The 23,670-nt window shown below is 49.6% G+C and carries 38 protein-coding genes and 1 tRNA gene; 37 read left to right on the forward strand and 2 right to left on the reverse strand.

All coding sequences use genetic code 11. The features are described 5' to 3' along the window. The first annotated feature begins 52 nt into the window (after nucleotides 1-52). The 11 genes from KQI75_RS00470 (at nucleotide 53) to KQI75_RS00520 (ending at nucleotide 3,865) form a co-directional block, all read left to right on the forward strand. Nucleotides 53-250 (forward strand): hypothetical protein, encoded by a 198-nt coding sequence (locus tag KQI75_RS00470; protein ID WP_216468726.1) that lies wholly within the window; start codon nucleotides 53-55, stop codon nucleotides 248-250. Then, nucleotides 240-1,082, forward strand: a complete 843-nt coding sequence (locus KQI75_RS00475; RefSeq protein ID WP_246566278.1) for a phosphoadenosine phosphosulfate reductase family protein — start codon at nucleotides 240-242, stop codon at nucleotides 1,080-1,082. The genes KQI75_RS00470 and KQI75_RS00475 overlap by 11 nt, the downstream gene beginning before the upstream one ends. 14 nt (nucleotides 1,083-1,096) lie before the next feature. Then, nucleotides 1,097-1,276 (forward strand): hypothetical protein, encoded by a 180-nt coding sequence (locus tag KQI75_RS00480; protein ID WP_216468727.1) that lies wholly within the window; start codon nucleotides 1,097-1,099, stop codon nucleotides 1,274-1,276. Between the two features lie 66 nt (nucleotides 1,277-1,342). Next, on the forward strand, nucleotides 1,343-1,750 hold the full coding sequence (locus KQI75_RS00485) for a DUF551 domain-containing protein (RefSeq protein ID WP_216468728.1): 408 nt from the start codon (nucleotides 1,343-1,345) through the stop codon (nucleotides 1,748-1,750). After that, entirely contained in the window at nucleotides 1,747-2,199 is a 453-nt protein-coding gene (locus tag KQI75_RS00490; protein ID WP_216468729.1) for a phage N-6-adenine-methyltransferase, read from the forward strand. The genes KQI75_RS00485 and KQI75_RS00490 overlap by 4 nt, the downstream gene beginning before the upstream one ends. Beyond that, the gene (locus KQI75_RS00495; RefSeq protein ID WP_216468730.1) at nucleotides 2,186-2,413 is read left to right on the forward strand and encodes a hypothetical protein; all 228 of its coding nucleotides are present in this window, start codon (nucleotides 2,186-2,188) and stop codon (nucleotides 2,411-2,413) included. Before KQI75_RS00490 ends, KQI75_RS00495 begins: the two co-directional genes overlap by 14 nt. 61 nt (nucleotides 2,414-2,474) lie before the next feature. After that, nucleotides 2,475-2,771, forward strand: coding sequence for a nucleoside triphosphate pyrophosphohydrolase family protein (locus tag KQI75_RS00500; RefSeq protein WP_216468731.1), 297 nt, complete (start codon nucleotides 2,475-2,477; stop codon nucleotides 2,769-2,771). Continuing rightward, complete coding sequence (locus tag KQI75_RS00505) at nucleotides 2,771-2,983, forward strand: hypothetical protein (protein ID WP_216468732.1); 213 nt, start codon at nucleotides 2,771-2,773, stop codon at nucleotides 2,981-2,983. Before KQI75_RS00500 ends, KQI75_RS00505 begins: the two co-directional genes overlap by 1 nt. Next, nucleotides 2,967-3,164 (forward strand): hypothetical protein, encoded by a 198-nt coding sequence (locus KQI75_RS00510; RefSeq protein ID WP_216468733.1) that lies wholly within the window; start codon nucleotides 2,967-2,969, stop codon nucleotides 3,162-3,164. The genes KQI75_RS00505 and KQI75_RS00510 overlap by 17 nt, the downstream gene beginning before the upstream one ends. Further along, nucleotides 3,161-3,598, forward strand: a complete 438-nt coding sequence (locus KQI75_RS00515; protein WP_216468734.1) for a DUF1492 domain-containing protein — start codon at nucleotides 3,161-3,163, stop codon at nucleotides 3,596-3,598. The genes KQI75_RS00510 and KQI75_RS00515 overlap by 4 nt, the downstream gene beginning before the upstream one ends. 191 nt (nucleotides 3,599-3,789) lie before the next feature. Beyond that, a tRNA-Thr gene (locus tag KQI75_RS00520) sits at nucleotides 3,790-3,865 on the forward strand. Nucleotides 3,866-3,975: 110 nt separating this feature from the next. Here KQI75_RS00520 and KQI75_RS00525 read toward each other — a convergent pair. Next, nucleotides 3,976-4,155: a hypothetical protein gene (locus tag KQI75_RS00525; RefSeq protein WP_216468735.1), complete on the reverse strand. Its 180-nt coding sequence runs from the start codon at nucleotides 4,153-4,155 to the stop codon at nucleotides 3,976-3,978. A 190-nt stretch (nucleotides 4,156-4,345) separates the two neighbouring features. Continuing rightward, nucleotides 4,346-4,468: a hypothetical protein gene (locus KQI75_RS13665; RefSeq protein ID WP_281416177.1), complete on the reverse strand. Its 123-nt coding sequence runs from the start codon at nucleotides 4,466-4,468 to the stop codon at nucleotides 4,346-4,348. Between the two features lie 154 nt (nucleotides 4,469-4,622). On the opposite strand from KQI75_RS13665, the gene KQI75_RS00530 reads away from it, so the two are divergent. The 26 genes from KQI75_RS00530 (at nucleotide 4,623) to KQI75_RS00650 (ending at nucleotide 23,641) form a co-directional block, all read left to right on the forward strand. After that, a complete protein-coding gene (locus KQI75_RS00530; RefSeq protein ID WP_216468736.1) occupies nucleotides 4,623-5,009 on the forward strand; it encodes a hypothetical protein in 387 nt (128 codons plus the stop codon). After that, nucleotides 5,002-6,165 (forward strand): PBSX family phage terminase large subunit, encoded by a 1,164-nt coding sequence (locus KQI75_RS00535; RefSeq protein ID WP_246566279.1) that lies wholly within the window; start codon nucleotides 5,002-5,004, stop codon nucleotides 6,163-6,165. Before KQI75_RS00530 ends, KQI75_RS00535 begins: the two co-directional genes overlap by 8 nt. A 46-nt stretch (nucleotides 6,166-6,211) precedes the next feature. After that, nucleotides 6,212-7,573: a phage portal protein gene (locus KQI75_RS00540; RefSeq protein WP_246566282.1), complete on the forward strand. Its 1,362-nt coding sequence runs from the start codon at nucleotides 6,212-6,214 to the stop codon at nucleotides 7,571-7,573. Next, nucleotides 7,566-9,323, forward strand: coding sequence for a phage minor capsid protein (locus KQI75_RS00545; RefSeq protein ID WP_246566285.1), 1,758 nt, complete (start codon nucleotides 7,566-7,568; stop codon nucleotides 9,321-9,323). Before KQI75_RS00540 ends, KQI75_RS00545 begins: the two co-directional genes overlap by 8 nt. Continuing rightward, complete coding sequence (locus KQI75_RS00550; protein ID WP_216468739.1) at nucleotides 9,320-9,502, forward strand: hypothetical protein; 183 nt, start codon at nucleotides 9,320-9,322, stop codon at nucleotides 9,500-9,502. The genes KQI75_RS00545 and KQI75_RS00550 overlap by 4 nt, the downstream gene beginning before the upstream one ends. Nucleotides 9,503-9,563: 61 nt before the next feature. Beyond that, nucleotides 9,564-9,698: a hypothetical protein gene (locus KQI75_RS13670; protein WP_281416163.1), complete on the forward strand. Its 135-nt coding sequence runs from the start codon at nucleotides 9,564-9,566 to the stop codon at nucleotides 9,696-9,698. A 24-nt stretch (nucleotides 9,699-9,722) separates the two neighbouring features. Further along, nucleotides 9,723-10,016: a hypothetical protein gene (locus KQI75_RS00555; protein WP_216468740.1), complete on the forward strand. Its 294-nt coding sequence runs from the start codon at nucleotides 9,723-9,725 to the stop codon at nucleotides 10,014-10,016. Between the two features lie 169 nt (nucleotides 10,017-10,185). Next, nucleotides 10,186-10,761 carry a phage scaffolding protein gene (locus KQI75_RS00560; protein ID WP_216468741.1) on the forward strand — a complete coding sequence of 192 codons (576 nt, stop codon included), beginning with the start codon at nucleotides 10,186-10,188 and terminating at the stop codon, nucleotides 10,759-10,761. A gap of 6 nt (nucleotides 10,762-10,767) precedes the next feature. Then, nucleotides 10,768-11,649, forward strand: a complete 882-nt coding sequence (locus tag KQI75_RS00565) for a hypothetical protein (protein WP_216468742.1) — start codon at nucleotides 10,768-10,770, stop codon at nucleotides 11,647-11,649. An 85-nt stretch (nucleotides 11,650-11,734) separates the two neighbouring features. Further along, entirely contained in the window at nucleotides 11,735-12,079 is a 345-nt protein-coding gene (locus KQI75_RS00570) for a head-tail connector protein (RefSeq protein WP_216468743.1), read from the forward strand. Beyond that, the gene (locus KQI75_RS00575; RefSeq protein ID WP_216468744.1) at nucleotides 12,076-12,429 is read left to right on the forward strand and encodes a hypothetical protein; all 354 of its coding nucleotides are present in this window, start codon (nucleotides 12,076-12,078) and stop codon (nucleotides 12,427-12,429) included. Before KQI75_RS00570 ends, KQI75_RS00575 begins: the two co-directional genes overlap by 4 nt. After that, nucleotides 12,426-12,830 carry a minor capsid protein gene (locus tag KQI75_RS00580; protein WP_216468745.1) on the forward strand — a complete coding sequence of 135 codons (405 nt, stop codon included), beginning with the start codon at nucleotides 12,426-12,428 and terminating at the stop codon, nucleotides 12,828-12,830. Before KQI75_RS00575 ends, KQI75_RS00580 begins: the two co-directional genes overlap by 4 nt. Next, nucleotides 12,827-13,264, forward strand: a complete 438-nt coding sequence (locus tag KQI75_RS00585; protein ID WP_216468746.1) for a hypothetical protein — start codon at nucleotides 12,827-12,829, stop codon at nucleotides 13,262-13,264. The genes KQI75_RS00580 and KQI75_RS00585 overlap by 4 nt, the downstream gene beginning before the upstream one ends. Beyond that, entirely contained in the window at nucleotides 13,265-13,765 is a 501-nt protein-coding gene (locus tag KQI75_RS00590) for a phage tail tube protein (protein ID WP_216468747.1), read from the forward strand. A gap of 14 nt (nucleotides 13,766-13,779) precedes the next feature. Then, nucleotides 13,780-14,172 carry a hypothetical protein gene (locus KQI75_RS00595; protein ID WP_216468748.1) on the forward strand — a complete coding sequence of 131 codons (393 nt, stop codon included), beginning with the start codon at nucleotides 13,780-13,782 and terminating at the stop codon, nucleotides 14,170-14,172. Further along, nucleotides 14,172-14,744, forward strand: coding sequence for a Gp15 family bacteriophage protein (locus tag KQI75_RS00600; protein ID WP_216468749.1), 573 nt, complete (start codon nucleotides 14,172-14,174; stop codon nucleotides 14,742-14,744). Before KQI75_RS00595 ends, KQI75_RS00600 begins: the two co-directional genes overlap by 1 nt. A 212-nt stretch (nucleotides 14,745-14,956) precedes the next feature. Then, on the forward strand, nucleotides 14,957-17,422 hold the full coding sequence (locus tag KQI75_RS00605) for a phage tail tape measure protein (RefSeq protein ID WP_216468750.1): 2,466 nt from the start codon (nucleotides 14,957-14,959) through the stop codon (nucleotides 17,420-17,422). Beyond that, a complete protein-coding gene (locus tag KQI75_RS00610; protein WP_216468751.1) occupies nucleotides 17,415-18,215 on the forward strand; it encodes a phage tail family protein in 801 nt (266 codons plus the stop codon). The genes KQI75_RS00605 and KQI75_RS00610 overlap by 8 nt, the downstream gene beginning before the upstream one ends. Beyond that, nucleotides 18,215-19,327 (forward strand): siphovirus ReqiPepy6 Gp37-like family protein, encoded by a 1,113-nt coding sequence (locus tag KQI75_RS00615; RefSeq protein ID WP_216468752.1) that lies wholly within the window; start codon nucleotides 18,215-18,217, stop codon nucleotides 19,325-19,327. The genes KQI75_RS00610 and KQI75_RS00615 overlap by 1 nt, the downstream gene beginning before the upstream one ends. A 29-nt stretch (nucleotides 19,328-19,356) precedes the next feature. Continuing rightward, complete coding sequence (locus KQI75_RS00620) at nucleotides 19,357-20,403, forward strand: phage baseplate protein (RefSeq protein ID WP_216468753.1); 1,047 nt, start codon at nucleotides 19,357-19,359, stop codon at nucleotides 20,401-20,403. A 15-nt stretch (nucleotides 20,404-20,418) separates the two neighbouring features. Then, the gene (locus tag KQI75_RS00625; protein ID WP_216468754.1) at nucleotides 20,419-20,769 is read left to right on the forward strand and encodes a hypothetical protein; all 351 of its coding nucleotides are present in this window, start codon (nucleotides 20,419-20,421) and stop codon (nucleotides 20,767-20,769) included. Further along, nucleotides 20,766-21,038 carry a hypothetical protein gene (locus tag KQI75_RS00630; RefSeq protein WP_216468755.1) on the forward strand — a complete coding sequence of 91 codons (273 nt, stop codon included), beginning with the start codon at nucleotides 20,766-20,768 and terminating at the stop codon, nucleotides 21,036-21,038. Before KQI75_RS00625 ends, KQI75_RS00630 begins: the two co-directional genes overlap by 4 nt. 1 nt (nucleotide 21,039) lies before the next feature. Further along, nucleotides 21,040-21,624 (forward strand): hypothetical protein, encoded by a 585-nt coding sequence (locus tag KQI75_RS00635; protein ID WP_216468756.1) that lies wholly within the window; start codon nucleotides 21,040-21,042, stop codon nucleotides 21,622-21,624. Between the two features lie 4 nt (nucleotides 21,625-21,628). After that, nucleotides 21,629-22,474: a hypothetical protein gene (locus tag KQI75_RS00640; protein ID WP_216468757.1), complete on the forward strand. Its 846-nt coding sequence runs from the start codon at nucleotides 21,629-21,631 to the stop codon at nucleotides 22,472-22,474. A 46-nt stretch (nucleotides 22,475-22,520) separates the two neighbouring features. Continuing rightward, nucleotides 22,521-22,856 (forward strand): phage holin family protein, encoded by a 336-nt coding sequence (locus KQI75_RS00645; protein WP_216468758.1) that lies wholly within the window; start codon nucleotides 22,521-22,523, stop codon nucleotides 22,854-22,856. Beyond that, nucleotides 22,853-23,641, forward strand: coding sequence for a cysteine peptidase family C39 domain-containing protein (locus KQI75_RS00650; protein WP_216468759.1), 789 nt, complete (start codon nucleotides 22,853-22,855; stop codon nucleotides 23,639-23,641). Before KQI75_RS00645 ends, KQI75_RS00650 begins: the two co-directional genes overlap by 4 nt. Nucleotides 23,642-23,670: the final 29 nt, after the last annotated feature.

Below are 23,670 nucleotides of genomic sequence, written 5' to 3' on the forward strand. Positions count from 1 at the left end.
AATACGCGACATAATGCAAAAAGGCGATTTATTTTACGCGGACGCTGAGGTGATGACTGCAGCAATCGAGGCTATCAACGCACCGGACACCGGCAAGCTGTACACGGCGTTTGACGTTATCAAACTTGTGCAGGCAGCCGTCAGCGACGCAGTTTGCGGGATGGGCGCGGAAGAGTCGGCTGTGACCGCGTATGAGATTGAGCGCGAGATTATCGCAAAGCTGGTGCAGGAGGACGCGAATGACGATTGAGGACAAAGCAATCTTGCGATTGCAAGAAGCTGCACAGATGTCGCAGCAAATTTACGAAAAGCCGCTGCTGCTTACTTATTCCGGCGGCAAGGATTCTGATTTGACGGTAAATTTGGCAGTAAAGGCGGGCATTCCGTTTGAGATTGTGCACAGCTTGACAACAGTAGACATGCCGGAGACTGTGTACCACACACGACAGGTTTTTGCAAAGTTGGAAGAAAAAGGGTTTTCGTGCAAAATCATAAAGCCAACCTACAAAAACGCTCCGGTGACGATGTGGACACTCATACCACAGAAGTCTATGCCGCCAACGCGCTTTGCGCGATATTGCTGCTCGGTGTTAAAAGAAACAGCCGGTAAAGGCAGATTTATCGCAACAGGAGTTCGGCGTGCGGAAAGCGCAAAACGTGCGTCAAGAGAGTCTTTTGAGATTATCGGTTCGCGAAAACAGTACAGTGTTTTATTGAGCGACAACGAAGTTTTTATGCAGGACAACACGGAAAAACGCACGATGTTTGAGACGTGTCGACCGAAGGCAAAACGAACCGTGAATCCCATCATCGACTGGACAGACGATGATGTATGGGATTATATCGCGGCAGAAAACATTAACGTCAATCCCAAGTATCGTGACGGGTACAAACGTGTAGGCTGTGTAGGCTGCCCACTTTCAAGCAAGTGTAACCGAACGCGGGAATTTGAAGAATACCCTACTTATAAGAGGGCGTATATCCGAGCGTTTGACAAAATGCTGGACGTGCGAAAAGCAAAAGGCTTGGCTACTGAATGGAAAACTGGCGAAGAAGTTTTTGAATGGTGGGTAAACAGATAGCAAGAGGATAACACATGAAAATCGGAGAACAAGTCAACGTGCGCATGGGCGCAACAGGGACATTGCAGCAGGGGACAATCGTGTATGTACATCCAGCAGGACGGTACGCAGTGGCAGACGTAGAACTGCCGTATGACGCACATGTCCGAGAGACCGTGTACCCATACGAGAGAGGCACCGAGGATGGCGAATAGTGTTTTTGAAACGTCAGGGATTTTAGATTTGAGAAAGTGATTTTAGATTCTGTACGGGAGGATTGAATGAAAACAACAGAAGCGATTGGCTACATCGACAAAATAATCTGCGATCAGGAGCGATACGAGGAGTGGGCGCTGGAGGAAAAGAGCGAGGACGAAGAACTGCTGCACGAGATTGAGTGTGAGCTGGAAGCTCTGCGCATGGCCGTGCAGGCGCTGAAAGAAAAGCCGCGCTGGATTCCGTGCGCAGAGCGCTTACCGGAAATGCACGAGGAAGTCGACTACACCGGCAGACAAGAGGAGTCCGACTTTGTGCTGGTTTGTGATGCGAGCGAGTTGCACCCACAGGTGCACGTCGGACGCTGCGTGAAAATCGAGGACAGAACGTGGTGGAGGACGAGAGAGTGGAAGGTGCTTGACAAGGTGACGGCATGGATGCCGCTGCCGAAAGCATATGAGGAAGAACGATGAATACTGATGTGATGTTTTCAAGTAAAACAGATCTGTGGTCAACTCCGCAAAACTTTTTCGACAATCTTAATCAAGAGTTTGATTTCAACCTTGATGTGTGTGCATTGTTGGAAAATTCAAAATGCGAAAAATTTTATAGCCCAGATATTGACGGTCTGAAACAGGAATGGGGGGGGCGCGTGTGGTGCAACCCACCGTATGGCAGAGGGATTGCCGAATGGGTCAAAAAAGGTTTTGAATCCGTACAAGATGGAACTGCTTCTGTCTGCGTTATGCTTTTGCCAGCAAGGACGGACACACGATGGTTTCATGAGTATATTTACAAAAAAGCTGAGATTAGATTTGTAAAAGGGCGGCTGAAATTTGGGAATAATAAAAATCCAGCCCCTTTTCCATCAATGGTTGTTGTGTTTAAGCAAAACAAGGAGGAACGCGGTGAGAAAATTTGAAACAGTGGTGGCGTTAACAATCAAAACGCTGGTATATGTGTGCGCGATTGCGGGCGGCGTAGTGTTTGGGATTGGGATGGCGGACTGCATCACGTTCTCCGAGTTTAGCAATGTTGCTTTGGTGCTCCCGATGAGAATTGCGGTCGGAGTTTTTACCGGATGTTGTGCGACGATCATGTGTTTGATTTTTTTAGATGGTCTGCTTGACCTGTGAGAGGAGGAGTGCATGACAAGCTGGCAAAGACAACAAGATATTGACGACGAGGAGGATTAACATGATAAAGACAAGACCGAGAGATTACTTAACAGAAGGCGAGCTGCTCTGCCAGCTGGCGGAAGAAAGCGCAGAACTCGCGCAGGCGGCGCTGAAAGAGCGTCGCGCGTTAGAAGATGATAATCCAACGCCGGTTTCGTACCCTGATGCTCACGCGAATCTGCTGGAAGAGGTCGCGGATGTATACGTGAGCTTGGGTGAACTGCTCAGCTTAGCGGATTGGGAGACAGTCGCGCACACCAGAGCGAAAAAAGAAAACCGCTGGATCCGGCGGTTAGAGGAAAGGGAGAGCAAGTGATGCGCATCATTGACGGCGCGAATCCGACGCCGGTAACACCGGAAGCAGGTTGGAAAAAGCTGCTTGAAGAATCGGCAGACGTGCAGGTCTGCTTGGGTGAAATCCTGTCCATTGCGGACTGGGAGCGCGTGGCGCACACCCGAGAGGAAAAAACAGCACGCTGGGTGCAGAGACTGGAAGAGAAGGAGGGCAAATATGAAACGGCCTTGTGACACGTGCGGGGCAACCGCGTGTGCAGCTGTTCGCGGCTGTGGCTGGAAGCAGTGTGAAAGATACAAGGCTTGGTTGCGCGAGTACTGGAAGGCTTTGCCTGATGCTGCACGCAGGCTGGATCACATCAATTGGATGCTTCGACATCTGCGGCTGAAAGAAAGAACGGAGGATGAACATTGAACTGGGTCAAAGAGGCGGAATCGAAGCTGCGCGATTATGCAGCGAAAGAACAGTCGCTTGAATCTGTGGCAGAGCGTATTGCACAGCTGCAAGCAGAGATGACTTGCGTGCGGTCGGCAACAACGGATAGCACAGCGGTACACGGCGGCGGAAATTGCCGCGAGGACGCGCTGCTGAACAACATTTCTGAACGAACAGAGCTGGAACGAGCAAAACAAAAAACGGCAGAATGGGTAGAGTGGGTAAATAAAGCCCTCAGAGCCTTGACAGACACCGACAGGCATCTGCTTGACGTGTTTTACATCAACAGGCACAAAGGATATGTAGAGCGGCTCTGTGAGGAAATGAACATTGAGAAGTCGCAGGTGTACAATCGAAAGAATGCTGCACTGCGGAAATTTACAATTTCACTGTACGGCGTTACCGAGACATAACGCAAAGTTGGAAAAAAACTGGGCGATTTTCGAAAAAGCATCTGCTATACTGGTAGTGTCCAAAAGGTGAACGAAGCAGCGGGCTGGGAATCTGCTGCTTGCACCGCAAACGCATTGGTTCCTTTTTTCTCCAATATAAAACAACACATACTTTGCTTGTTTCCCTGACAGCCGGGAAAGACCGGCAATACGCTGCTGTAGCTTCAGTGGTAGAGCAGCCGACTTGTAATCGGCAGGGCGTTGGTTCAAATCCAACCTGCAGCTCCAATGACATTTTTGTCATGGCATATTAAATCTCCTTTCAGCGGGCCGCTCCAATCGGGGCGGCTTTGCTGTACAAAAAAGACCGCCGGCATGAACCGGCGGCTTGCAATCAATTACTGATTGTCTTCAATATACTGGTTGATAAACTTCTTGATTTCAGTAGTAGCTTTCGTTCCGTTCTTCTCACAAGCGGCGCGGAAAGCTTCTAATACGTCCGGCTTGAGATCAAGCGGAAAACGAACGTAATTCTTGCGGAGATTCTTCATTTGAGACTGATATTTACTTTCTGACATGTTGATGTTCCTTTCTTTCGGTCAGATTCCGCCGTGCACAAGCAGATAAATCAATGCGCACAAGAAAGCGAATAATCCGATGCAAATAGCGACATGGAAAATAAGTCTGAAAAATTGATTTTTCATCTTGAATTGAAAGAGCACTTTATGCTATGATTCTTATGAGGGTGGGGGCTAAGCCCCCACGGTCTCAATAGAACAGCTTTATCAGAATCAGTATCCAGCCGACAACTGATATAAGCTGTATGAGGAGTTTTTCAAGCTGTTTCAGCAGTTCGATGAGCTCCTCTATTTTGTTTCCCAGCTCTTTCACTTGTTCACCTCCTTTCTATGTTCTTATCATAACATACGGACGTATAAATGTCAAGCATTCCACAGTAAAAAATTCAAAAATATTCAAATTATTCCAACCGTCTGCGGATTTCGTGGGCGGTTTTGTTATGCTATGAAAAAGGAAGGTGGTGACGGTGGCGAATGAAGAAAACTTGATACCGAATGAAGAACGAACTCCGAGCGAACGCCGAGAAAACGCAAGGAAAGCCGGCATCGCATCCGGTAAGGCAAGACGCAGAAAGCGCAGCATGAAAGAAGCTGCTGATCTGTTTCTTTCGTTGCCGGTATCCGACAAGCGAAAGTTTAACAAGGCGGTACGGCGGTATGTCGATGTAGAAGATATTGACAATCAGATGCTCATGATTATGGGATTGGTTGATGCGGCAACGGACGGCGATGCCGGAGCGGCAAAGGTTGTTATTGACCTACTAGGAGAACGAACGCCGCGAGAGGATGCAGAGCAAGACCAGCTTGCGCGTGCAGCTGAGTTGTTAGGAGGGATTGACAGCGCCATTGACTGAGTATCAGCAGATGTATTTACGACATTGCAATCACAGGTGGAATGTCAAAACTGGTGCAACCGGCAGCGGAAAGAGTTGGATAGATTACGCTGTGACGATTCCGAAGCGCATCATGGCGTGCCGCGGCGAGGGATTGATTGTCTTGATCGGCAACACACAGGGCACGTTGGAGCGCAACATCCTAGACCCGATGCGGAATATCTGGGGAGATGTGCTTGTCGGTACAATCAACAGTAAAAACACTGTGCAGCTATTTGGTAAGAAGTGCTATGCGATTGGCGCAGACAAGAAGAATCAAGTGGCAAAGATTCAGGGCGCAACAATGGAGTACGTTTACGGCGATGAGGTTACAACATGGTCAGTCGATGTATTTCAGATGCTGAAATCGCGTTTGCGCTGCGAACACAGCCGCTTTGATGGGACGTGCAATCCAGACAGCCCGCTACACTGGTTTAAGCAGTTTTTGGATTCGGACGCAGATATTTATCAGCAGTCATACACGATTGATGACGGATGCCTGCCGGAAAATATTGTGTCGGAGCTGAAGAAAGAATATGCTGGCACAGTTTATTATGCACGGTACATTCTCGGTCAGTGGCAGCGCGCGGAAGGTTTGGTGTATCCGACATTCAGCGCAGAAAAGCATGTTGTGTCAAGCTGTCCGGACAAAGGGCTGTATTACATCAGCTGCGACTATGGCACGATGAACCCGTGCTCTATGGGGCTGTGGTGCATTGATGGCGGCACAGCGTACCGCACAGCAGAGTACTACTACAACGGACGCGAGGAGCGCCAGCAAAAGACGGATGAGGAGTATTACAGCGCACTGGACAAGCTGGCGAGAGGTCGGACGATTCAGGCGATTGTAATAGACCCGTCTGCGGCATCGTTCATCGAGACAATTCGGCGGCATGGCAAGTATCGTGTCATCAAAGCAAATAATGCTGTGCTGGACGGCATCCGCGTTACAAACTCACTGCTCAACGCGGAGCGTATCCGAGTTCATGAGAGCTGTACGGATATTATTCGAGAGTTCGGCGCGTACAGCTGGGATGACAAAAAGCAAGAGGATGCAGTGATTAAGGAAAACGATCACGCGATGGATGACATGCGCTATTTTTGCATGACCGTTCTGCACAAGAAATTCAGGTGGTAAGATGTTTCAAAAATTTTTGTCATGGATAAGGCAGGTGGTAAGCAAGATGCTTGGTGCATCAAATATCAAACAGGCAACACACATGGATGTAGATGTTTCCAGCGATATGATAGTCGCGCTGGAACAGTGGGAGAGGATGTACCGCAACGAGCCGGATTGGAAAAATAGCACAACAGTTCCGCTTGGGCTGCCTGCTGCTATCGCTGGAGAATTGGCGCGTCTTACCGTGCTGGAAGTAAAGAGCGAGGTAAGCGGCAGCACACGAGCTGAATACATCAATGAGCAGTACAAGCATTTGCTTGCGGGATTGCAGCAAAAGATTGAGCAGGGCTGCGCACTGGGCGGCATGGCGTTCAAGCCGTATCCTACAGATGCGGGGCAGCTCGTTGTTGACTGCGTTCCGGCAGACCGATTTTTCCCGACTGGTTTCGATTCATCCGGCAATCTGTCCGGCGGCGTATTCGTTGACAGATACACACGAGGACGGCAGTTTTATACGCGCTTTGAGTGTCACCAGTTGACCGGCACAACGTACACGATCAAAAATGTTGCTTACATGTCGTATGATCGTGACAGCATCGGCGTACCCGTGTCGCTGGATGCGGCGCCGCAATGGGCTGGGCTGGATAGTGAGCTGACGCTTGACGGCATTACACGCCCGCTGTTTGGCTATTTCCGTGTACCGACGGCAAACAACATTGACCGCGACAGCCCGCTCGGTGTATCGGTATATGCACGTGCGGTTGATACCATCCGACAGGCAGACGAGCAGTGGAGCCGGATGCTGTGGGAGTTCGAGGGCACGGAACTCGCCGTAGATATTTCTGCACAGGCATTTATGCCGGATGAAAACGGCGGTGTCAAGATTCCAAAGCGATTCAAGCGGCTATTCCGCGCGTTGGATTTAGGTGATTCTGACAATCCGTTGTATCAGGTGTTCAGCCCGCAAATCCGGGAAGAGCCGCTATATAAGGGGCTCCAGCACGTGTTGCAGCTGATTGAGTTCCAGTGTGGGCTTGCCTATGGCACATTATCAGATCCGCAAACAGTCGAAAAGACGGCGGAAGAAATCAAGGCGAGCAAGCAGCGATCGTATTCCACAGTTGCATCCCTGCAAGCGGCGCTGGAACATGCATTGAACGATGTTGTCTACGCGATGGATGTATGGGCAACCATCAACCATCTTGCACCGGCGGGAAAATATGAAGTATCGTTCGGCTGGGATGACAGCATTGTTGTAGACACTGACAAGGAGTTTGCGCAGCGTATGCAGATGGCATCGGCACAGTATATCCGCCCGGAACTGCTGCTATCGTGGTACTTCGGGTGCAGCGAGGAAGAAGCACGGAAGATGATGCCGGTGCAAACAGACGAAGCGGATCCGTTTGGGTTGAACGGCGATGCTTGACCCGAATGTACTAGACAGCTTGCCGGATGCGCTGGTTGCGCTGTATGCACAGGCTGAGCAGGATATTCTTGCTGACATGGCGCGGCGGCTGGCACAGTATGATTACTGGATACCGGCGGCAGAGCACCAGCGGCAAAAGCTGCGTGAAATGAATGTGACGCAGCAGGAAATCATCAAGCAGCTGTCACAGCTGACCGGCAAGAGCAAAGATGAAATCAAACAGCTGATGCAGCAAGCCTGTGACGATGCACTCGAAACTGACCGAGAGTATTACCGACAGCATGGTACAGATGTTCCGACGGCATTGTCACAAGAGATGAAGAATATCCTGAATGCCGGATATACATCAACTGGAAAGTTGTTTAAGAATCTGACGAAAACAACAGCGTCCGCTGGTCAAACACAGTTTGTACATGCGCTTGACCGCGCTTGGCTGGAAGTACAGAGCGGAGCTTTTGACTACAGCACAGCAATACGCAGTGCAGTCAAAGAGCTATCACGGCAAGGCTTGCACGCGGTACAGTATCCGTCCGGCAGATCGGACACGCTGGAAGTGGCGGTCAGGCGGTCTGTTGTAACCGGCATCAACCAGACAGCGGCACAGATGCAGCTACAGCTTGCGGATGAGTTGGACAGCGACTTGGTAGAGACTACGGCACACGCCGGTGCGCGTCCCTCACATGTTGTGTGGCAAGGGCAGGTGTTCAGTCTGTCTGGGAAAAATCCAAAGTATCTAGATTTCCGGTCAGCAACGGGATACGGAACAGGCGCGGGCTTGTGTGGCTGGAATTGCCGACACAGCTTTTTTCCGTACTTCGAGGGTGCAGGACATGCATACACATCTGACCAGCTGAGAAGCTACGAGGATAAGAGTATTTCCTACAACGGGAAAATGTACACCGAGTATGAAGCAAGCCAAATGCAGCGACATAATGAACGCCAAATCAGACGATGGAAGCGTGAGTATGCAGCAATGGAAGCCGCTGGATTGGACACGACAGAAGCAGCAGTTAAGCTGCGTAGCTGGCGGGAACGACAGCGGGATTTCTTGGAGCAAACCGGATTGAAGGTTCAGAGCGCAAGACAGGAAACCGTTGGGTTTGGCAGAAGCCAGGCGAGAAAAGCGGGCACAACCGCGAAAAAGCAAGCTGATATGATAGAAAACTTTTCTCAAAAGATGCGAGAGAAGGGTTACACTGTGAAAGGCTTTGATAGATACTATGGAGATCAAGAGACTTTATCGCATATGTTGTCGGCTTTTGAGCGCATGGCAACTGTATATCCACAAGTCGCGGAAGGCTTAACCATAGCGTATTCTTACAGCAAAAATTCTGATACCGTTGGTTGGTATAACCCTAAAACAAAAACGATAGGATACAACAAACAGACCATAGGTAATTGGAATTATCATTGTGAAGAGTATGAAAAATTGGTAAAAGAAGGATGGTTTCCGCGGGGCACAACTCCGGATGGTGCATTCTATCATGAGTTCGGACATGCTTATGCATATGCGAACAACATGACGGGTTATAAAAAGAAAATAGATAAAGTTCTTAAAGATATGGGATATGGCTACGTTAATGTTCAACAACGTGAAAATGCACTGACGAAAGAACTATCTCAGTACTCTACAGTAGATACCATCCCTATATGTCAAGAGGTTATTGCAGAATCATTTAGCGAATGGTATACTAGTAACAAGCCAAGAGAATTCTGTACTACATTCATGAAGGAGGTTGGTGCTATATGACATTAAGTGATCATGTGAAAAAATTATTGTATTTTAAAACCAACCCTGAGTGGGTATGGTATGATGATGAAGAACTGCCACATCTGACAGAGAAAGCTCCGCCAGAAGCTGTGGAATCGTATAACTATTGGAAAGAGTATTACGAAGAGCAAAAAAGAACAGGAATTATCAAATACTGAAATCAGAAACCGCCAATCTTCGGAAAGGCGGTTTTGTTATACCCGTTTTTAGGAGGAAACTATGATTTATGGAATTATGCTGTTGATGATTGGACTAAAGCTGAAAATGTCTGCGGTATATTACTTGCTGCTCGGCGTGGCGGCTACATTGGAAGTTGTGAGAGCGTTTGTAAAAGCTGTTGCGAAAAACAAGTGAACCTTGTTTCTGAAAGGAGACACCATGAAGTATAAAAAGAAGCCGATAGTCGTTGAAGCATTTTGCTGGACGGGTGACGAGAACCAGCTGGAAGACCCTACGTGGATTGCTGAGATGATTAAATCCGGCACATGTGAGATTCTAACGGAAGAAAGAGGTTATCTTGGTATGGGTCTCAATCCTAGAATCTGTCTGGCAATCAAAACCTTAGAAGGAATACATTATGCTCTTCCGGGTGATTATATCATTCGCGGCATTAAGGGTGAAGTATATCCCTGCAAGCCGGATATTTTTAAACAAACATATGAGCTTGTTTGATTATTAACAACAGAATACCAAGGCTATTGCGTAACAGCAGTAGCCTTTTATTATGCCCTGAGTACGGCGTTAAACTGCTCTATTTTTGACCGTGCCGAAGTCGCAAAACTACGGCGCCGCAGCGGATGCGACCCGCGACAACAAAGCGCAGCGGCAGGAGGAACACACGATGAAGCGTGAATTTATCAAGGGTTTGCTGCCGGACATCGGCGATGACGTTTTGAAGCAGATCATGGATCAGCACAGTACAGATGTCGGTGCGCTGAGAAGTAAAATCGAAGCACTGGAAACCGAACGAGACGGACTGAAAACCCAGCTGAACGATGCCAATACAGAAATTCAGTCGTATAAGGATATGGATATTGACGGCATCAAGCAGAAGGCGGCTGATTGGGAAAACAAGTACAACACAGACACACAGGCATTAAAGGATAAGCTGTCCGAGCAGGAATATAGCTATGCTGTCAATGGTGCGGTGTCTGGTATGCAGTTTACCAGCGCAGCAGCCAAGAAGGCGTTTGTGTCCGATCTCAAGGATAAAGGTTTGAAGCTGGAAGATGGCAAGCTGCTGGGTCTTGACGATTATGTAAAGACCTACAAGGAAAGCGACCCACACGCTTTCGCGGACGATGACGGCGGGGATCCGCAGCCGCGCGTAGTCGGAAGAACAACTGGCGGAAATGCTGGGGGTGCAATGGCTGCCATGCGTGCAGCGATGGGGCTTCCAAATAACACAAAGGAGTAAACAATAATGGCAAATGCAATTGAATTGGCAAAGCAGTATGTGCCGCTGCTTGACGAAGCATACAAGCTGGCTTCGTGCACATCCGTACTGGATGGCGCGTCTGATCTGGCGCGACAGGGCGCAAACGCAAACGAGCTGATTATCCCGAAGATGTCTATGCAGGGTCTGGCAGATTACAGCAGAAACAGTGGCTATGTCTCCGGTGACGTGACACTGACGAACGAGACCGTGAAGTGCAATTTTGACCGCGGCAGATCTTTCGTTATCGACAGCATGGACGATCTGGAAACCGCAGGCATTGCGTTCGGCCGTCTGTCCGGCGAGTTTATCCGCACAAAGGTTGCACCGGAGCTGGACGCATTCCGCTTTGCAACGTATGCAGGTATCACCGGCATCTCTAAGATTGCCGCAGGTGCTGCGCTTGCAACTGGTGACGCTGTCATCAAGGCGATTCGTGCCGGCGCAACTAAGATGGACGAGGACGAAGTCCCGGCGGATCAGCGATATTTGTTTGTGACACCGACTCTGTACGGCATGATTCAGGATCTGGAAACCTATAAGTCCCGCGCTGTGCTGGAAAACTTTGCACAGGTTATCACTGTGCCGCAGACACGTTTTTACACTGCGATTGACCAGCAGGACGGCACATCTTCCGGCGAGGAAGCAGGCGGCTACATCAAAGAAAAGACCAGCGGCAAGAACATCAATTTTATGATTATTCATAAGCCTGCGGTTATCCAGTTTGAGAAGCACGTTGCGCCGAAGATCATTACACCGGAAGCAAACCCGGATGCGGATGCGTACAAGTTCGGTTATCGCAACGTCGGTATTGCTGACGTGTACGACAACAAGGTTGCAGGCATTTATCTGCACTATGCTGCATCGTGATGGGCAGATTCGTAGGGCTGCGGCAGCCGAAAAAGCCGAAGGAAAACAAGACGCAGGACGTAAAGATTGATAAGTAGGTGTTTGCATGTGTTACGCAGACTATGACTATTACATCAACGATTATTGCGGCAAGACAATCGCCGAGGCAGACTTTATCCGTCTGTCTCGGCAGGCGTCCGCTTATCTGGATATACTGACGCTGGACAAGATCACAGACGATTGGACAACGGATGAGCGCGTGAAAAATGCGTGCTGTGCAGTCGCAGATGTGTACGCGAAGCAAGATGCAGGCGGCGAAGTCGCCAGTGAGAGCAATCATGGTGTGTCTCGAACATATGTGGCATCCGGTAAGAGCACAGACAAGCAGTTGTATGATGCTGCGGTGCTGTACCTTGCAAACACCGGACTACTGTACAGAGGTGTTACATGATGATTGGATACAATGCAACGGTAACGGTTTACAACAAATCACTGACAGACGATGCGGTGGCATGGGAACCGACAACGGTAAACGGTGTGTACACAGAGGATGTTCGGGCGATCAACGCAAGCAGCACAACGACCGCAAGTGCACCAGCTACGTTGGTAGATTTTCCGGCGGATGCCTGGGCAGAGTGCACCGTGCATCAAGGTGATTACATCGTTGTTGGCGGCTGTGACATTGGGGCGTTTACGGGCAATGCGGCTGCACTGATAGACGCAGGCGGGCGTCAGGTCGAAAACGTATCAAAGTATCTGTTTGGTACGCCGTTGGATCATGTGGAGGTGACAGCGCGATGAGAGTGCAGATTACCGGGGTTGCGGCATCCATTAACACAGCGGAGATTTTACGCCGCAGAGGGCTTGGACAGAGCACGGCAGCTGTAAAAAAGCTCGGTACTACAATCGCACGCTATGCAGACTGGCGCGTACCAATGCAGACTGGCGCGCTGAAAAATAGCAAGCAAATCATCGTAAGCGGAGGCGGAAACGGATACATTGTGTATCCAGCACCATACGCACACTACCAGCACGAGGGTAAGGCGATGGGCGGTCGCGCACCGAAGCACTACACAGGCAAAGCGCTAACCTATCACGGGGCGCCGACGCGCGGATCTAAGTGGGTAGATCGGACGATGAAAGAGGATGGAAAACGTATATTGTCTGACTTTGCTAAAGCGGTAGGAGGAAAAATCAAGTGAACGGAAAAGACACAATGATTTCCGGCTTGAGAAGGTGGCTGCAAGGATATGACGGCATGTCGGGCGGTCGGCTGAACGTAGACGGCAATCCGGGAAAAATTGGTGACTTTTCTATTGTTGCTGATGATATACCGGAAGACGTGACGCAAATGATGTGGGCGCGTCATCGCAAGCGAACATTTTATCTTGTGCGAGATTGTCCGTTTGATGCCGAGGATATTGCGCAAAATACAGAGAATCTGAACTGGTACGAAGATTTTGCGCACTGGATATATCAGTGCAATTTAACCGGGAATTATCCGAGTTTAGGTGAAAACATCACTTGCGTTAGTGTGATCGACAGCAGCATGGGTGCGATTGTAACCGTCGTTGAAGACGGCCGCGCGGCGTACCGAATCACGCTGCAAGTGGAATACGTAGAAAGGATTTTTTGAATGAAAGTAAGCGAATTGATTAAGTCGGCCGGATTCACGCCCGGAACTAAGGGCGAAGGAGAAGTAAAAACTAATCACTTCATCCTGGGCATCCAGACCGAAACGTCTCAGGCTAAAGAGGTGGATTACACAGTTGCGGGTCCGCATGTAGAAGCGCTTGGTCAGAGCATTGAATCTGAAACAGAGGATGCGAACTACATGTATGAAGGCAAGTCTACGAGTCGAACAAGTGCACAGAGAAAGTTTAAAGTTTCCGGCAAGCGCTTGGTTGGCGATGCCTTTCAGGACTGGGCTTGCAGTCATAAGATTAAGTACGGCACCGGTTCGGGTGTAATTGTACCATATGTGTATTTCAATGCACTGACCGGCATGGGCGAGAAGGGCAATTTGACCATCAATGTGACATCCGATGGTGATGGCGACGCAAATGCGCTGGCTGCGTTTACCGTAGAGGCATCGTCCGTCGGCATTCCGACAGAGTACACATACAGTGCAACCTAAGGGGGGAAGAAAACATGGGCTTTGAATTTAAAAAGAAGGAATTGACGCTGGATATTGCAGGATCGCTCTTTAAGGTGAAGTTGAACGCGGAATTCATGGAAAAGGTGCTGAAAACAGGTAAGAAACTGCAGGAATACGGCAATGATCCGGCGGTCGAGGCGGATACGCTGGAAGATCAGTTTGCGTTTGCTTGCGATTGCATTGATGACATCTTGGGCGCCGGAGCGGCTGATAAAATTTTCGAAAACGCGGAAGAACCGGATGCATTTGACGCATTTGACGTGCTGCAATATATCGTCGGCGAAGTAACGAAAGCGGATCAAAACAGAGCGCAGCGCAGGACTGCGGCGAAGCAGAACAGGCCGAGCGGCAGCAAGAAGCGGCGCTATAAGGGCAATCACAAGTGATGTTTCGCAAGCCGCCAATGTCCGTGCGTGTTGATGGCAGAAAATACCGAATCAATCCAGATTTTCGCATTTTCGCAAAGCTGGAAGCAGATGTACACCGTGATAAAATAAATATCGAACAGGTCTTACGGGCGTTTTACCGCAACGACATCCCCGACAATGTGGATGCCGCGGTAGAGCGCCTGATCTGGTTTTATCGCGGCGGCGCGGAGCAAAAGGAAGAATCAGGTGACAAACGCACCGTACAGCTTGGATACGACTTTGAGCAAGATGAAGATGCGCTGTATCAGTCGTTTGCGCGAGATTACAAGATTGATTTGTACACAGTAAATCTCCACTGGTGGAAATTTTGTCAGCTGTGCGCCGGGCTGAGTGATGACGCGCCATTTCGGCGGCTGATATACATTCGCACGGTTGATACATCAAAGTTGCCGAAGGAACAGCGGGCATCGGTTATGAAAGCGCGTGAGCAATGCCAATTAGGATTTGATGCGCAGCAGCAGCCGCGAACAGTTGAAGATTATGAAGCGGCAAGAATCGCGGAATTGCGTAAGGCATACGAAGAAGCATGAAAAGAAACAAACTGAAAAAAATATGCTGCCCATTTTGCGGACGAGAAAACGCAGCTGTGCAATACAAAGACACCGCCAATAGCACTGGAATGTGGGCGGTATGCAAGAACCGGGCGTGCAAACGAACGTTTGAAATTATTATTATAGACGGAAAACAGATCACCTAACAGTGCCAATGTGCCTGTGATCTCCTGAAAGAAGGAGGGACGGCATTGGCATCAGAAAGCGGATCGGTAATCATCAAAATTGAAGGTGACGATACCGATTTTAAGAGTAAAGTAAACGGCCTTGGAAAAACTGCGGAATCTGGCGTAAGTAAATTAGGAAACGTAGTCAAAACGGCGGCTGTAGGCATCGGCGGTGCAATGGTTGCAATAGGCGGATATGCAATCAAGGTCGGCAGTGACTTTGAAAGCGCTATGTCAAACGTTGCTGCGATCAGTGGCGCGACTGGCGATGATCTGCAAATGCTGAAAGATACGGCGCAGGAAATGGGTGCAACGACGCAGTTTTCCGCGACGGAAGCTGCGAATGCGTTGTCATACATGGCACTTGCGGGCTGGGATGCGAATCAGTCCGCAAGCGCTCTGCCGGGCGTTTTGAACCTTGCTGCAGCGTCCGGAATGGAGCTGGCATCCGCGTCCGACATGGTGACAGACTATATGTCTGCCTTCGGTATGTCTTGCGAGCAATCTGGGTATTTTGCAGACATGCTGGCGTATGCGCAAAGCAACGCAAATACAACAGCTGAACTGCTAGGTGAATCGTATAAAAATTGTGCGGCCAACATGGCTGCTGCCGGACAGGATGTAGAAACCACAACGTCCTTGCTGGCAATGATGGCAAATCAGGGCTTAAAGGGCAGCGAAGCTGGTACAGCCCTTGCGGCTGTTATGCGTGACCTGACTGCTAAAATGTCGGATGGCGCAATTAAAATCGGTGATACATCTGTCGCTGTGCAGGACGCAAACGGCAATTATCGTGATCTAACGGATATTTTGCAGGATGTCGAAAGTGCGACAAACGGTATGGGCGACGCCGAAAAGGCGGCTGCGCTATCAAGCACTTTTACTGCAGATAGCATCAAGGGATTAAACCTGATATTAAACGCAGGTGTCAGCAATGCGGCAGATTTTGAAAATCAGCTGCGAAATTCCGGCGGCACGGCGGAAAATATGGCAAATGTCATGAACGACAACCTGGCGGGCGCGATGAAATCGTTACAATCCCGCGCAGAAACGTTCGGAAACGCTATATACGAAAGTTTTTCGGTCCAGCTAAAAGATGCGGTTAACACAGCTGCTGATGCGCTGGGCAGTCTGACGGATGCGTTCAAAACCGGTGGAATCGAAGGGGCTTTTAACCAGTTAGGAATACTGGCACAGCAAGGCATACAGACAATTATTGCGCAAGCTCCTGCTATGACGCAGGCTGCCGCACAGATGATAAACAATTTTGCATCCGGCTTGGCGGAAGGCATACCGAACGTGCTGGCGCAGGCACTTCCGCTGATTTTGCAGTTTACCGAATCGCTGCGGGAAAACGCAGGAACGCTGATTGACGCAGGACTGAATTTAATCTTGCAGCTGGCGCAAGGAATTGCAAACAGCTTGCCGCTGCTGATTGAATACATTCCGCAGATTGTCACGAATATAGCAGGGATCATCAATGACAATGCGCCGAAAATACTTGCAACGGGTGTACAGATACTCGCAACGTTGGCGCTGGGCATTATACAAGCGCTTCCGGTTTTGATTGCCAGCCTGCCGAATATCATTTTGGCAATTGTAAATGTGTTCAGTGCATTTAACTGGATCTCGCTGGGTCAGTTGATTGTAAACGGCGTCAAAGCCGGAGTTTCGCTGCTTGGCACTGCGCTAAAATCAGCAGGCACGGCCGCAGCAAATGCATTCCGGTCAATCAACTGGGCATCGGTCGGACAAGCTGCGATCAACTTCATCAAGTCGGCAATTTCCGGCGCCGCAGGATTGGTTTCTAGCGGTCTGCGCTCGGTCGGAACACAGGCCATGAATGCATTCCGGTCGATCAACTGGGCAAGTGTTGGACGTGCTGCAATCAATTTTATCAAGTCGGCAATTACCGGCGCAGCAAGCTTAGTGGCGAGTGCATTGAGAGCGGCGGCAACAGCTGGAATGAACGCTTTCAAGAGCGTGAACTGGGGAAGTGTCGGCAAGCACATTATTAGCGGTATTGTTAATGGCATCAAAGGTGCCGCGTCGGCTTTGTTTAATGCATTAGCTGGACTTGCGAAAAATGCGCTGAATGCAGCAAAAAACGCGCTCGGAATTAAATCGCCGTCGCGCAGATTCCGCGATATGGTTGGTAAATTCATCCCGTTAGGCATTGCGGCAGGTGTAGATAAGTACAGCAATACGGCGGCGAATGCGGTATCAAACATGTCAAGCAAATTGACGGATGCTGCAAGTGTGTCTGCATTAAACAACAAACTAAAAGCTGCGGTTAGTGCACAGAGTTTGAATATGACTGCGCAGCTGTCTGGTAAATCGGATAAGCCGAGCGAACCAAGCGGGCAGAAGATCATATATATCACATACGCGCCCGAACAAAAATTTGACGAACCGATCACGCTGTCACAGCGGGAAGCAATGAACCGCCGTGACGCGCGAAGGATAGAAAGGTTAGTAAAAAATGCTTAAAGGGTTTTATTCCATACCGGCGGGATCTGCGGCGATCCCTGCCGGTAGCCCAAACTTAATACACATTGACCGATTCGGCATTCGGGAAATTGACGGTGTCGGCCGACCGCAAGCGGACATGTACACAACCGAGCTGGTCGGCGCGGATGCGTCAGTATACAGCGGACAGACGGTTAAAAACCGCACGATTACACTGTCCGTCGATGCGCAGAACGAATATGCTGCGCGTGAACTGTATAGACAATTTCCGTACAATACAAGGCGGCGTTTTGTGTTTGAAACAGAATACGACACATACTTTATCGAAGGAATCATAAAAGGTATGCCGCGCACACAAGGAACCAGTCGCCGATCAGAATTTGAAATACCGATTTTTTGTCCGTATCCGTGGTTCCGGTCACTGCGTGCGCACGAAGTATCTGTGCCGTATGGCACAAGCTTTTCTGCGCGGCAGGCGGGAGATATTCGCGCCGGCATAGTTGCATATGCAGAGATGGCGGCGGGCGGCAAGTTGAGGACATTTGAGCTATCCGACAATGTGGGCAACGCAGTGTCGTACAGAAGCTCTATTTACTACCAGCACGTTGGAACAAAAGGATATGTACGATTAGTTGATACAACACCGGGCGCACACGGATTCATAACTATGAAAGCAATACAGGATATTACGCTGACGAATGATTGGGTCACGGTGCCGCCGGACGAAGAAGGAATAACAATAACAGCAACATTTAACACAAGTGAGACACAAAACGGGAAATTCGTCTGGTATGACACGTGGGGCGGGATTTAATGGAAATTATTGCGAACATCTACGACAAAGATCTGAACAACGTGGGATACTTATATAATGTATCGGAACTTGTAAGAACGCATAAATACCGAGAACCGGGCAAATTTTCCATGCGCCTTCCGGCGTCTGCGGGTGATGTCGGTTTAATGATGACGGGATTTATCATCGTGTTTTCGGACGACACAAAAGAAGGATATTTAATCGAAACGGTTGAGCCGTCTGAAGATTATCCGAATGTGGCGGAAATTGCAGGGCGCGACTTGCGAGCAGTGTTTGCGATGCGAATTATTCAAAACATGACGGTAGACGGGTCAATGTCAAACCGTATGTGGTGGATGATCCATAATCATGCGGTTGCGCCGTCAGACAGCAACCGTGCACTGCCGTTTGTGCAAGATTTAGATAGGTCGCCTGTTGGAGACGATATTGGTCCTGCAGCAAATCAGCAGCTGACGGGAAAAAACTTGTTGACGGCTTTGACGGATACAATTGGGCAGGACGCATACGGCTGGCGCTGTGACTTGAATTTGAGCGAAAAAACAATTACGCCTGTATTTTATCGCGGCACAGACCGGACAAAGACAGTGCTGTTTGACGATGTACTGTGCACAATGGATAGCTGTGATTACACGCGCGATGTCTCTAAGTATTGCAATGTTGCAACGGTCGCAGGAGAGGGCGAGGGCAGCGCTAGAAAATACGCCGGCATTGACATTACCGGAACTGCGTCAGGAACATTTACCGGCTTCAATCGCCGCGAATTATTTGTTGATGCTCGTGATTTACAGTCGGAGACAGAGGACACGAACGGAAACAAAACAACCATGTCGGATGCCGATTACACAAGGGTACTGCAAACACGCGGACTGGAAAAGCTGAAAGAAAACGATGTAGAAACTAAGCTGGAATTATCGGTGAATGAAGCTTATTTGACGTATGACGAAGATTATACACTGGGTGATGTTGTGTCATTTGCAAATCACCGGCAGATCGGCATTACCGGTACGGCGCGCGTAACATCTGTACAGATTGACGGCGTAGGTGCAGAAAAAACAGTAAAGCCGGAATTTGAGGTTTTGACAATCGAGGTAGGAACGGAGGTGCTTGAGTGAAAATTGAATTTACGCAAGAAGGGCAGTCGTTGAGACTCACAAGCGATAGTAAGCCGGTGCAATTTGGTGATAATATCCCCGTTGCGATTGCGGTAGATACTGAATATAGTAGCGCGACAGAAATTGTTTTGCTGACACAGGCATACAAATCACTGCCAGCGCGCTGTGTGTTGACACTGTCGGGAAACACGGCGTCAGGAACAATGAGTCGTGCACAATTGACGGAGTGCGGAACTGTAAACTTTGTGCTGGCGGGAAAGATTAACGATATGATATTGCCGACCGCTGCAGCAAAGATTGATGTGCTTCCGTCTGTAGATCCGCAGAGCGCGGAATTTGTGCAAAATCCTGCGTCAATCAAAGACATCATCGCCGAAACGGTAGGAGACTATTTAAACAGCAATCAAAACTTAGTTGAATCGGTAAACAGTGCAGTTTATACGTATCTTGCCGAACATCCGGACGACCGCGTTGCCGTATCTGGTTATGACAGTAAAGATGCAGGAAAAATACCGGTCGTGAATACGTCGGGAAATCTGACTGTGCGCAACGTACATATGTTGCTTGAACAGGCGGACGGCGAAGATGCGCTTGTCCTGCGCGGCGCAGTCAATCAGATTGTTGCATCAGTCGCAATTGCAGATCTGAAAAATGCGCTTGGCATCTCGAACGGTGCAACCGTATTAGACATGTATCCGGTCGGCTCGATCTATCAGACTACCAGCAGCACGTTTGATCCGGCTGCCGCTTGGGGCGGCACGTGGGAGCGCATCAAGGACAGATTTCTGCTCGCGGCGGGCACTGCGTATGCAGGCGGCAGCACCGGCGGCGAAGCGACGCACAAGCTGACCGCACAGGAGATGCCGAGCCACACGCACACCATGTACGTCAATAACGATGGCTCTGCCTCTAGCTGGTCTCCGACATTTGGTGACTACCTGATCAAGCCGGATGGTGTCACGACCAGTAAGAAAAACTATCAGGCCAAGCTGGCGCAAAACGGCGCAGGTCTCGATCAGGCACACAACAATATGCCGCCGTACCTCGCCGTGTATATTTGGAAGCGGACAGCGTGAGAGGTGTAAAAAACCATGTTAATGATTAAAAACGGAAAAATCATGTTGACCCGTGGCGACAGTGCCTATATTACAGTAACATTGAAGGCACAGGACGGCGCGGCATATACGATGCAGGCGGGCGACAAGCTGACGCTGACAGTACGCAAACAGGCAGTTGATACATCATCTATACTGCTGCAATCTGTCAGCGATTCAAACACAATCAAGCTAGCGCCGGAGCAGACCGAGAAGTTAGCATCCGGCAGTTATAGCTATGACATTCAGCTGACAACGGTTGCCGGAGATGTCTTTACTGTTGCGGGCGCAACAAGCATTAACAGCAATCTGGCTAACTTTATTGTGCTGCCGGAGGTCACGGTATGAGCAAGATCATTGGCGAGTTGAATGCTGGGATTTGCGGCAGTACGAACACAGCAAACATGACCGGCACAATCGGGAACGGCGTTGTGAAGTATGATAGCAGTACGGAATTATATACCGGCGAGTATGATATTGTACCGAAAGCTGCCGAAGAACAGAAATTGCCGTGTGCAGGCAAGAAGATGGAAAAGGATGTTACGGTACAGAAGGTACCGTATTATGAGACATCAAATGATACCGGCATCACGGTATACATAGCATCGGAGGTATAAAATGGCAGATGTAAAATATAAAAACAAGGTCGTGTACGATGGGGAGGTTTTGATTGATCTGACCGCCGACACAGTTACACCGGACAAGCTGGCATCCGGCATTACTGCGCACGACAAGTCCGGCGCACCTGTTACCGGCACGAGCACAAAGGACAGTGACACCAGCAACGACACGGCGGCTGTTGCCGAAATCTTAAAGGGGAAAACAGCGCACGCACGCGGTGTACAGCTGGTTGGCACGATGCCAAATAACGGCGCGGTCACGGGTACGATTTCAACCAAAGCTGGGTCGTACACTATCCCGCAGGGCTATCACGACGGCTCTGGTAAAGTGGCAATCAGTACCACGGAGCAAGGAAAAATTGTTGCTGGTAACATCAAGTCTGGTGTGTCTATCCTTGGCGTAACTGGTACTTACTCTGGCGCGTCTATCAAGGCGCAGACAAAAACAGTAACGCCGAAAGCAACCGCACAGACGGTTCAGCCCGACAGCGGTTACGACTACTTGTCTGCCGTGACCGTTGAGAAAATCCCGTATGTGGAAGCAGAGAACGCTGCTGGCGGCATCACTGTAACAATCGGGTGATTAGATGGCAGCTAGTGTAAATCAGGTAATCGTGAATGGTGAAACCATCATCGACTTGACCAACGATACCGTAACCGCAAACGATTTGGCTGAAGGGGTTACGGCACACGATTCGTCAGGTGCATTGGTCAACGGAAATCTTTCTGAGATTGAAGCGTTTGAAAACAATCCAACCATTACATTTAGGACAGAAGGCCCGTTTGGCTTGTTTAGATGCTATCCTATTGTACGCAAAGATTATATTATACGAAAGACAAGTAAACCGATTGTTTTTTTAGACGCTGACGGTTTCGGTGACGCAATGGTGGCTGATGTAATTAAAGGTAAAACCTTTACGTCTAAAAACGGGTTGAAAGTTAGTGGAACATACGAACCTCCGAGCACTGAACCAACGCTGCAAATCAAATCCGTTACCCCGTCAGCAGCACAACAAGTCATCGCGCCGGACAGCGGCTATGATGGTCTGTCGCAGGTCACTGTATCCGGTGACAGCAATCTGACACCGGAGAATATTAAGTCCGGCGTAAGCATTTTTGGCATCACCGGCACGCTGGCGGCAGCTGCATCGGACAACAACTGCGAGGCGTATGTGATTGACGCCACGAACCCAACTGTCAGTTTCAAGGCGAGCGGCACCATTAAAGTGTATGGATATGGATACACAACCAGCTCGTCCGGCTGGGGCGGCTCGACAACCACCGTACACGCGTTTTGCGGCGACGGGTATTATAAAGCGGCGAGCTGGGGCAGTCCGTCAAAGACCAACTGCACGTTTGGTGTATCTGGCGGCAAGCTGACCGGTCTGCCGAGCCTGAATGGCGGCACGCTGATTGCGGTGTGCGGAATCTGAAATATGTGAAGTCAGTTGAGAAATTTTATTAAGGAGTTAGGTGATAATGATGATTTATGCAATCACATGTGCATTTATCGTGCTGGATTTTGCGACCGGACTGATTAAAGCAGTCGCAACTGACAAATTCAAAAGTTCGATGATGCGGCAGGGACTTTTCCACAAGGTCGGAGAAATTTTGTGTGTTGCGCTTGGCATCCTGATTCAGTATGCAGAAGGCTATTTGGATTTAGGCATCAATCTTCCGGTCGCTGCAGCGATTTGCACGTACATTGTGCTGATGGAAATCGGCAGCGCGGTAGAAAATATCGGTGCAATCAATCCGGACCTTGTGCCGGCAAAGTTACGCAAAATTATTGGGATTGGAGGAGATGACAAGTGAGCTACAATGTACATTTTCAGACAGACGCGTCCTACAAAAATGTCAAGTATGGACAGGGCACGGTATATAGTAGCGGCTGCGGCCCTGCCAGCCTGTGCAACGCACTTGATGCGCTGGGCATCGCAAAGGTCACGGTAAAGACTATGTGTGCCTATGCGGTCAGTGTAGGTGCAAGAGTATCCGGCGGCACGGATGAAGCAACGCTGTTGAAACATGCGGCGAAAAAGTACGGATTTACATATCGCGCAACCAGTAAAAATTCGAAACTGCTGGCGCATTTGAAAGCTGGCGGCGTGGCAATCCTGCATGGCGGCAGCTCGCACAAGCTGTTCAGCAGCGGCGGTCACTTTGTCTGCGCGGTCAAAGCGTCCGGCGAAACAATTACTGTGCTGGACAGCTATTGGTACGCTGGTAAATATACTTCCACCAAGCTGCGCAGGCAGAAAGCAAAGGTGCTGGCAAAGGGTGTCATTACTACGAGCCTGTACCAGTGTGGACTTGCGACAGCGGACCGTGCACCGAGCTACTACCTTATTAGTAAGGCAATTCAAAAGCCGCAGAAGCCGGCAAGCAGCAATACAACAACAGACAAAAAGCAGGAGGACGATGATATGACCTACTACAAGAAATTCGAGAATATCCCGACATGGTACCAGACGGCCGTGAAGAAGGCGATGGACGCGGGCGCGCTGAATGGCACCGGAAACGGCGAACTGAATGTGTCCGAGGATTTGTGCAGAACGTTGACCGTGCTGGACAACATGGGACTGCTGGACAAGAAGTAAACCTATTTGCCGATGTCGGCAAAATGGGC

Origin of the sequence: Butyricicoccus intestinisimiae (genome assembly GCF_018918345.1) — a bacterium.
Lineage (GTDB): Bacteria > Bacillota > Clostridia > Oscillospirales > Butyricicoccaceae > Butyricicoccus_A > Butyricicoccus_A intestinisimiae.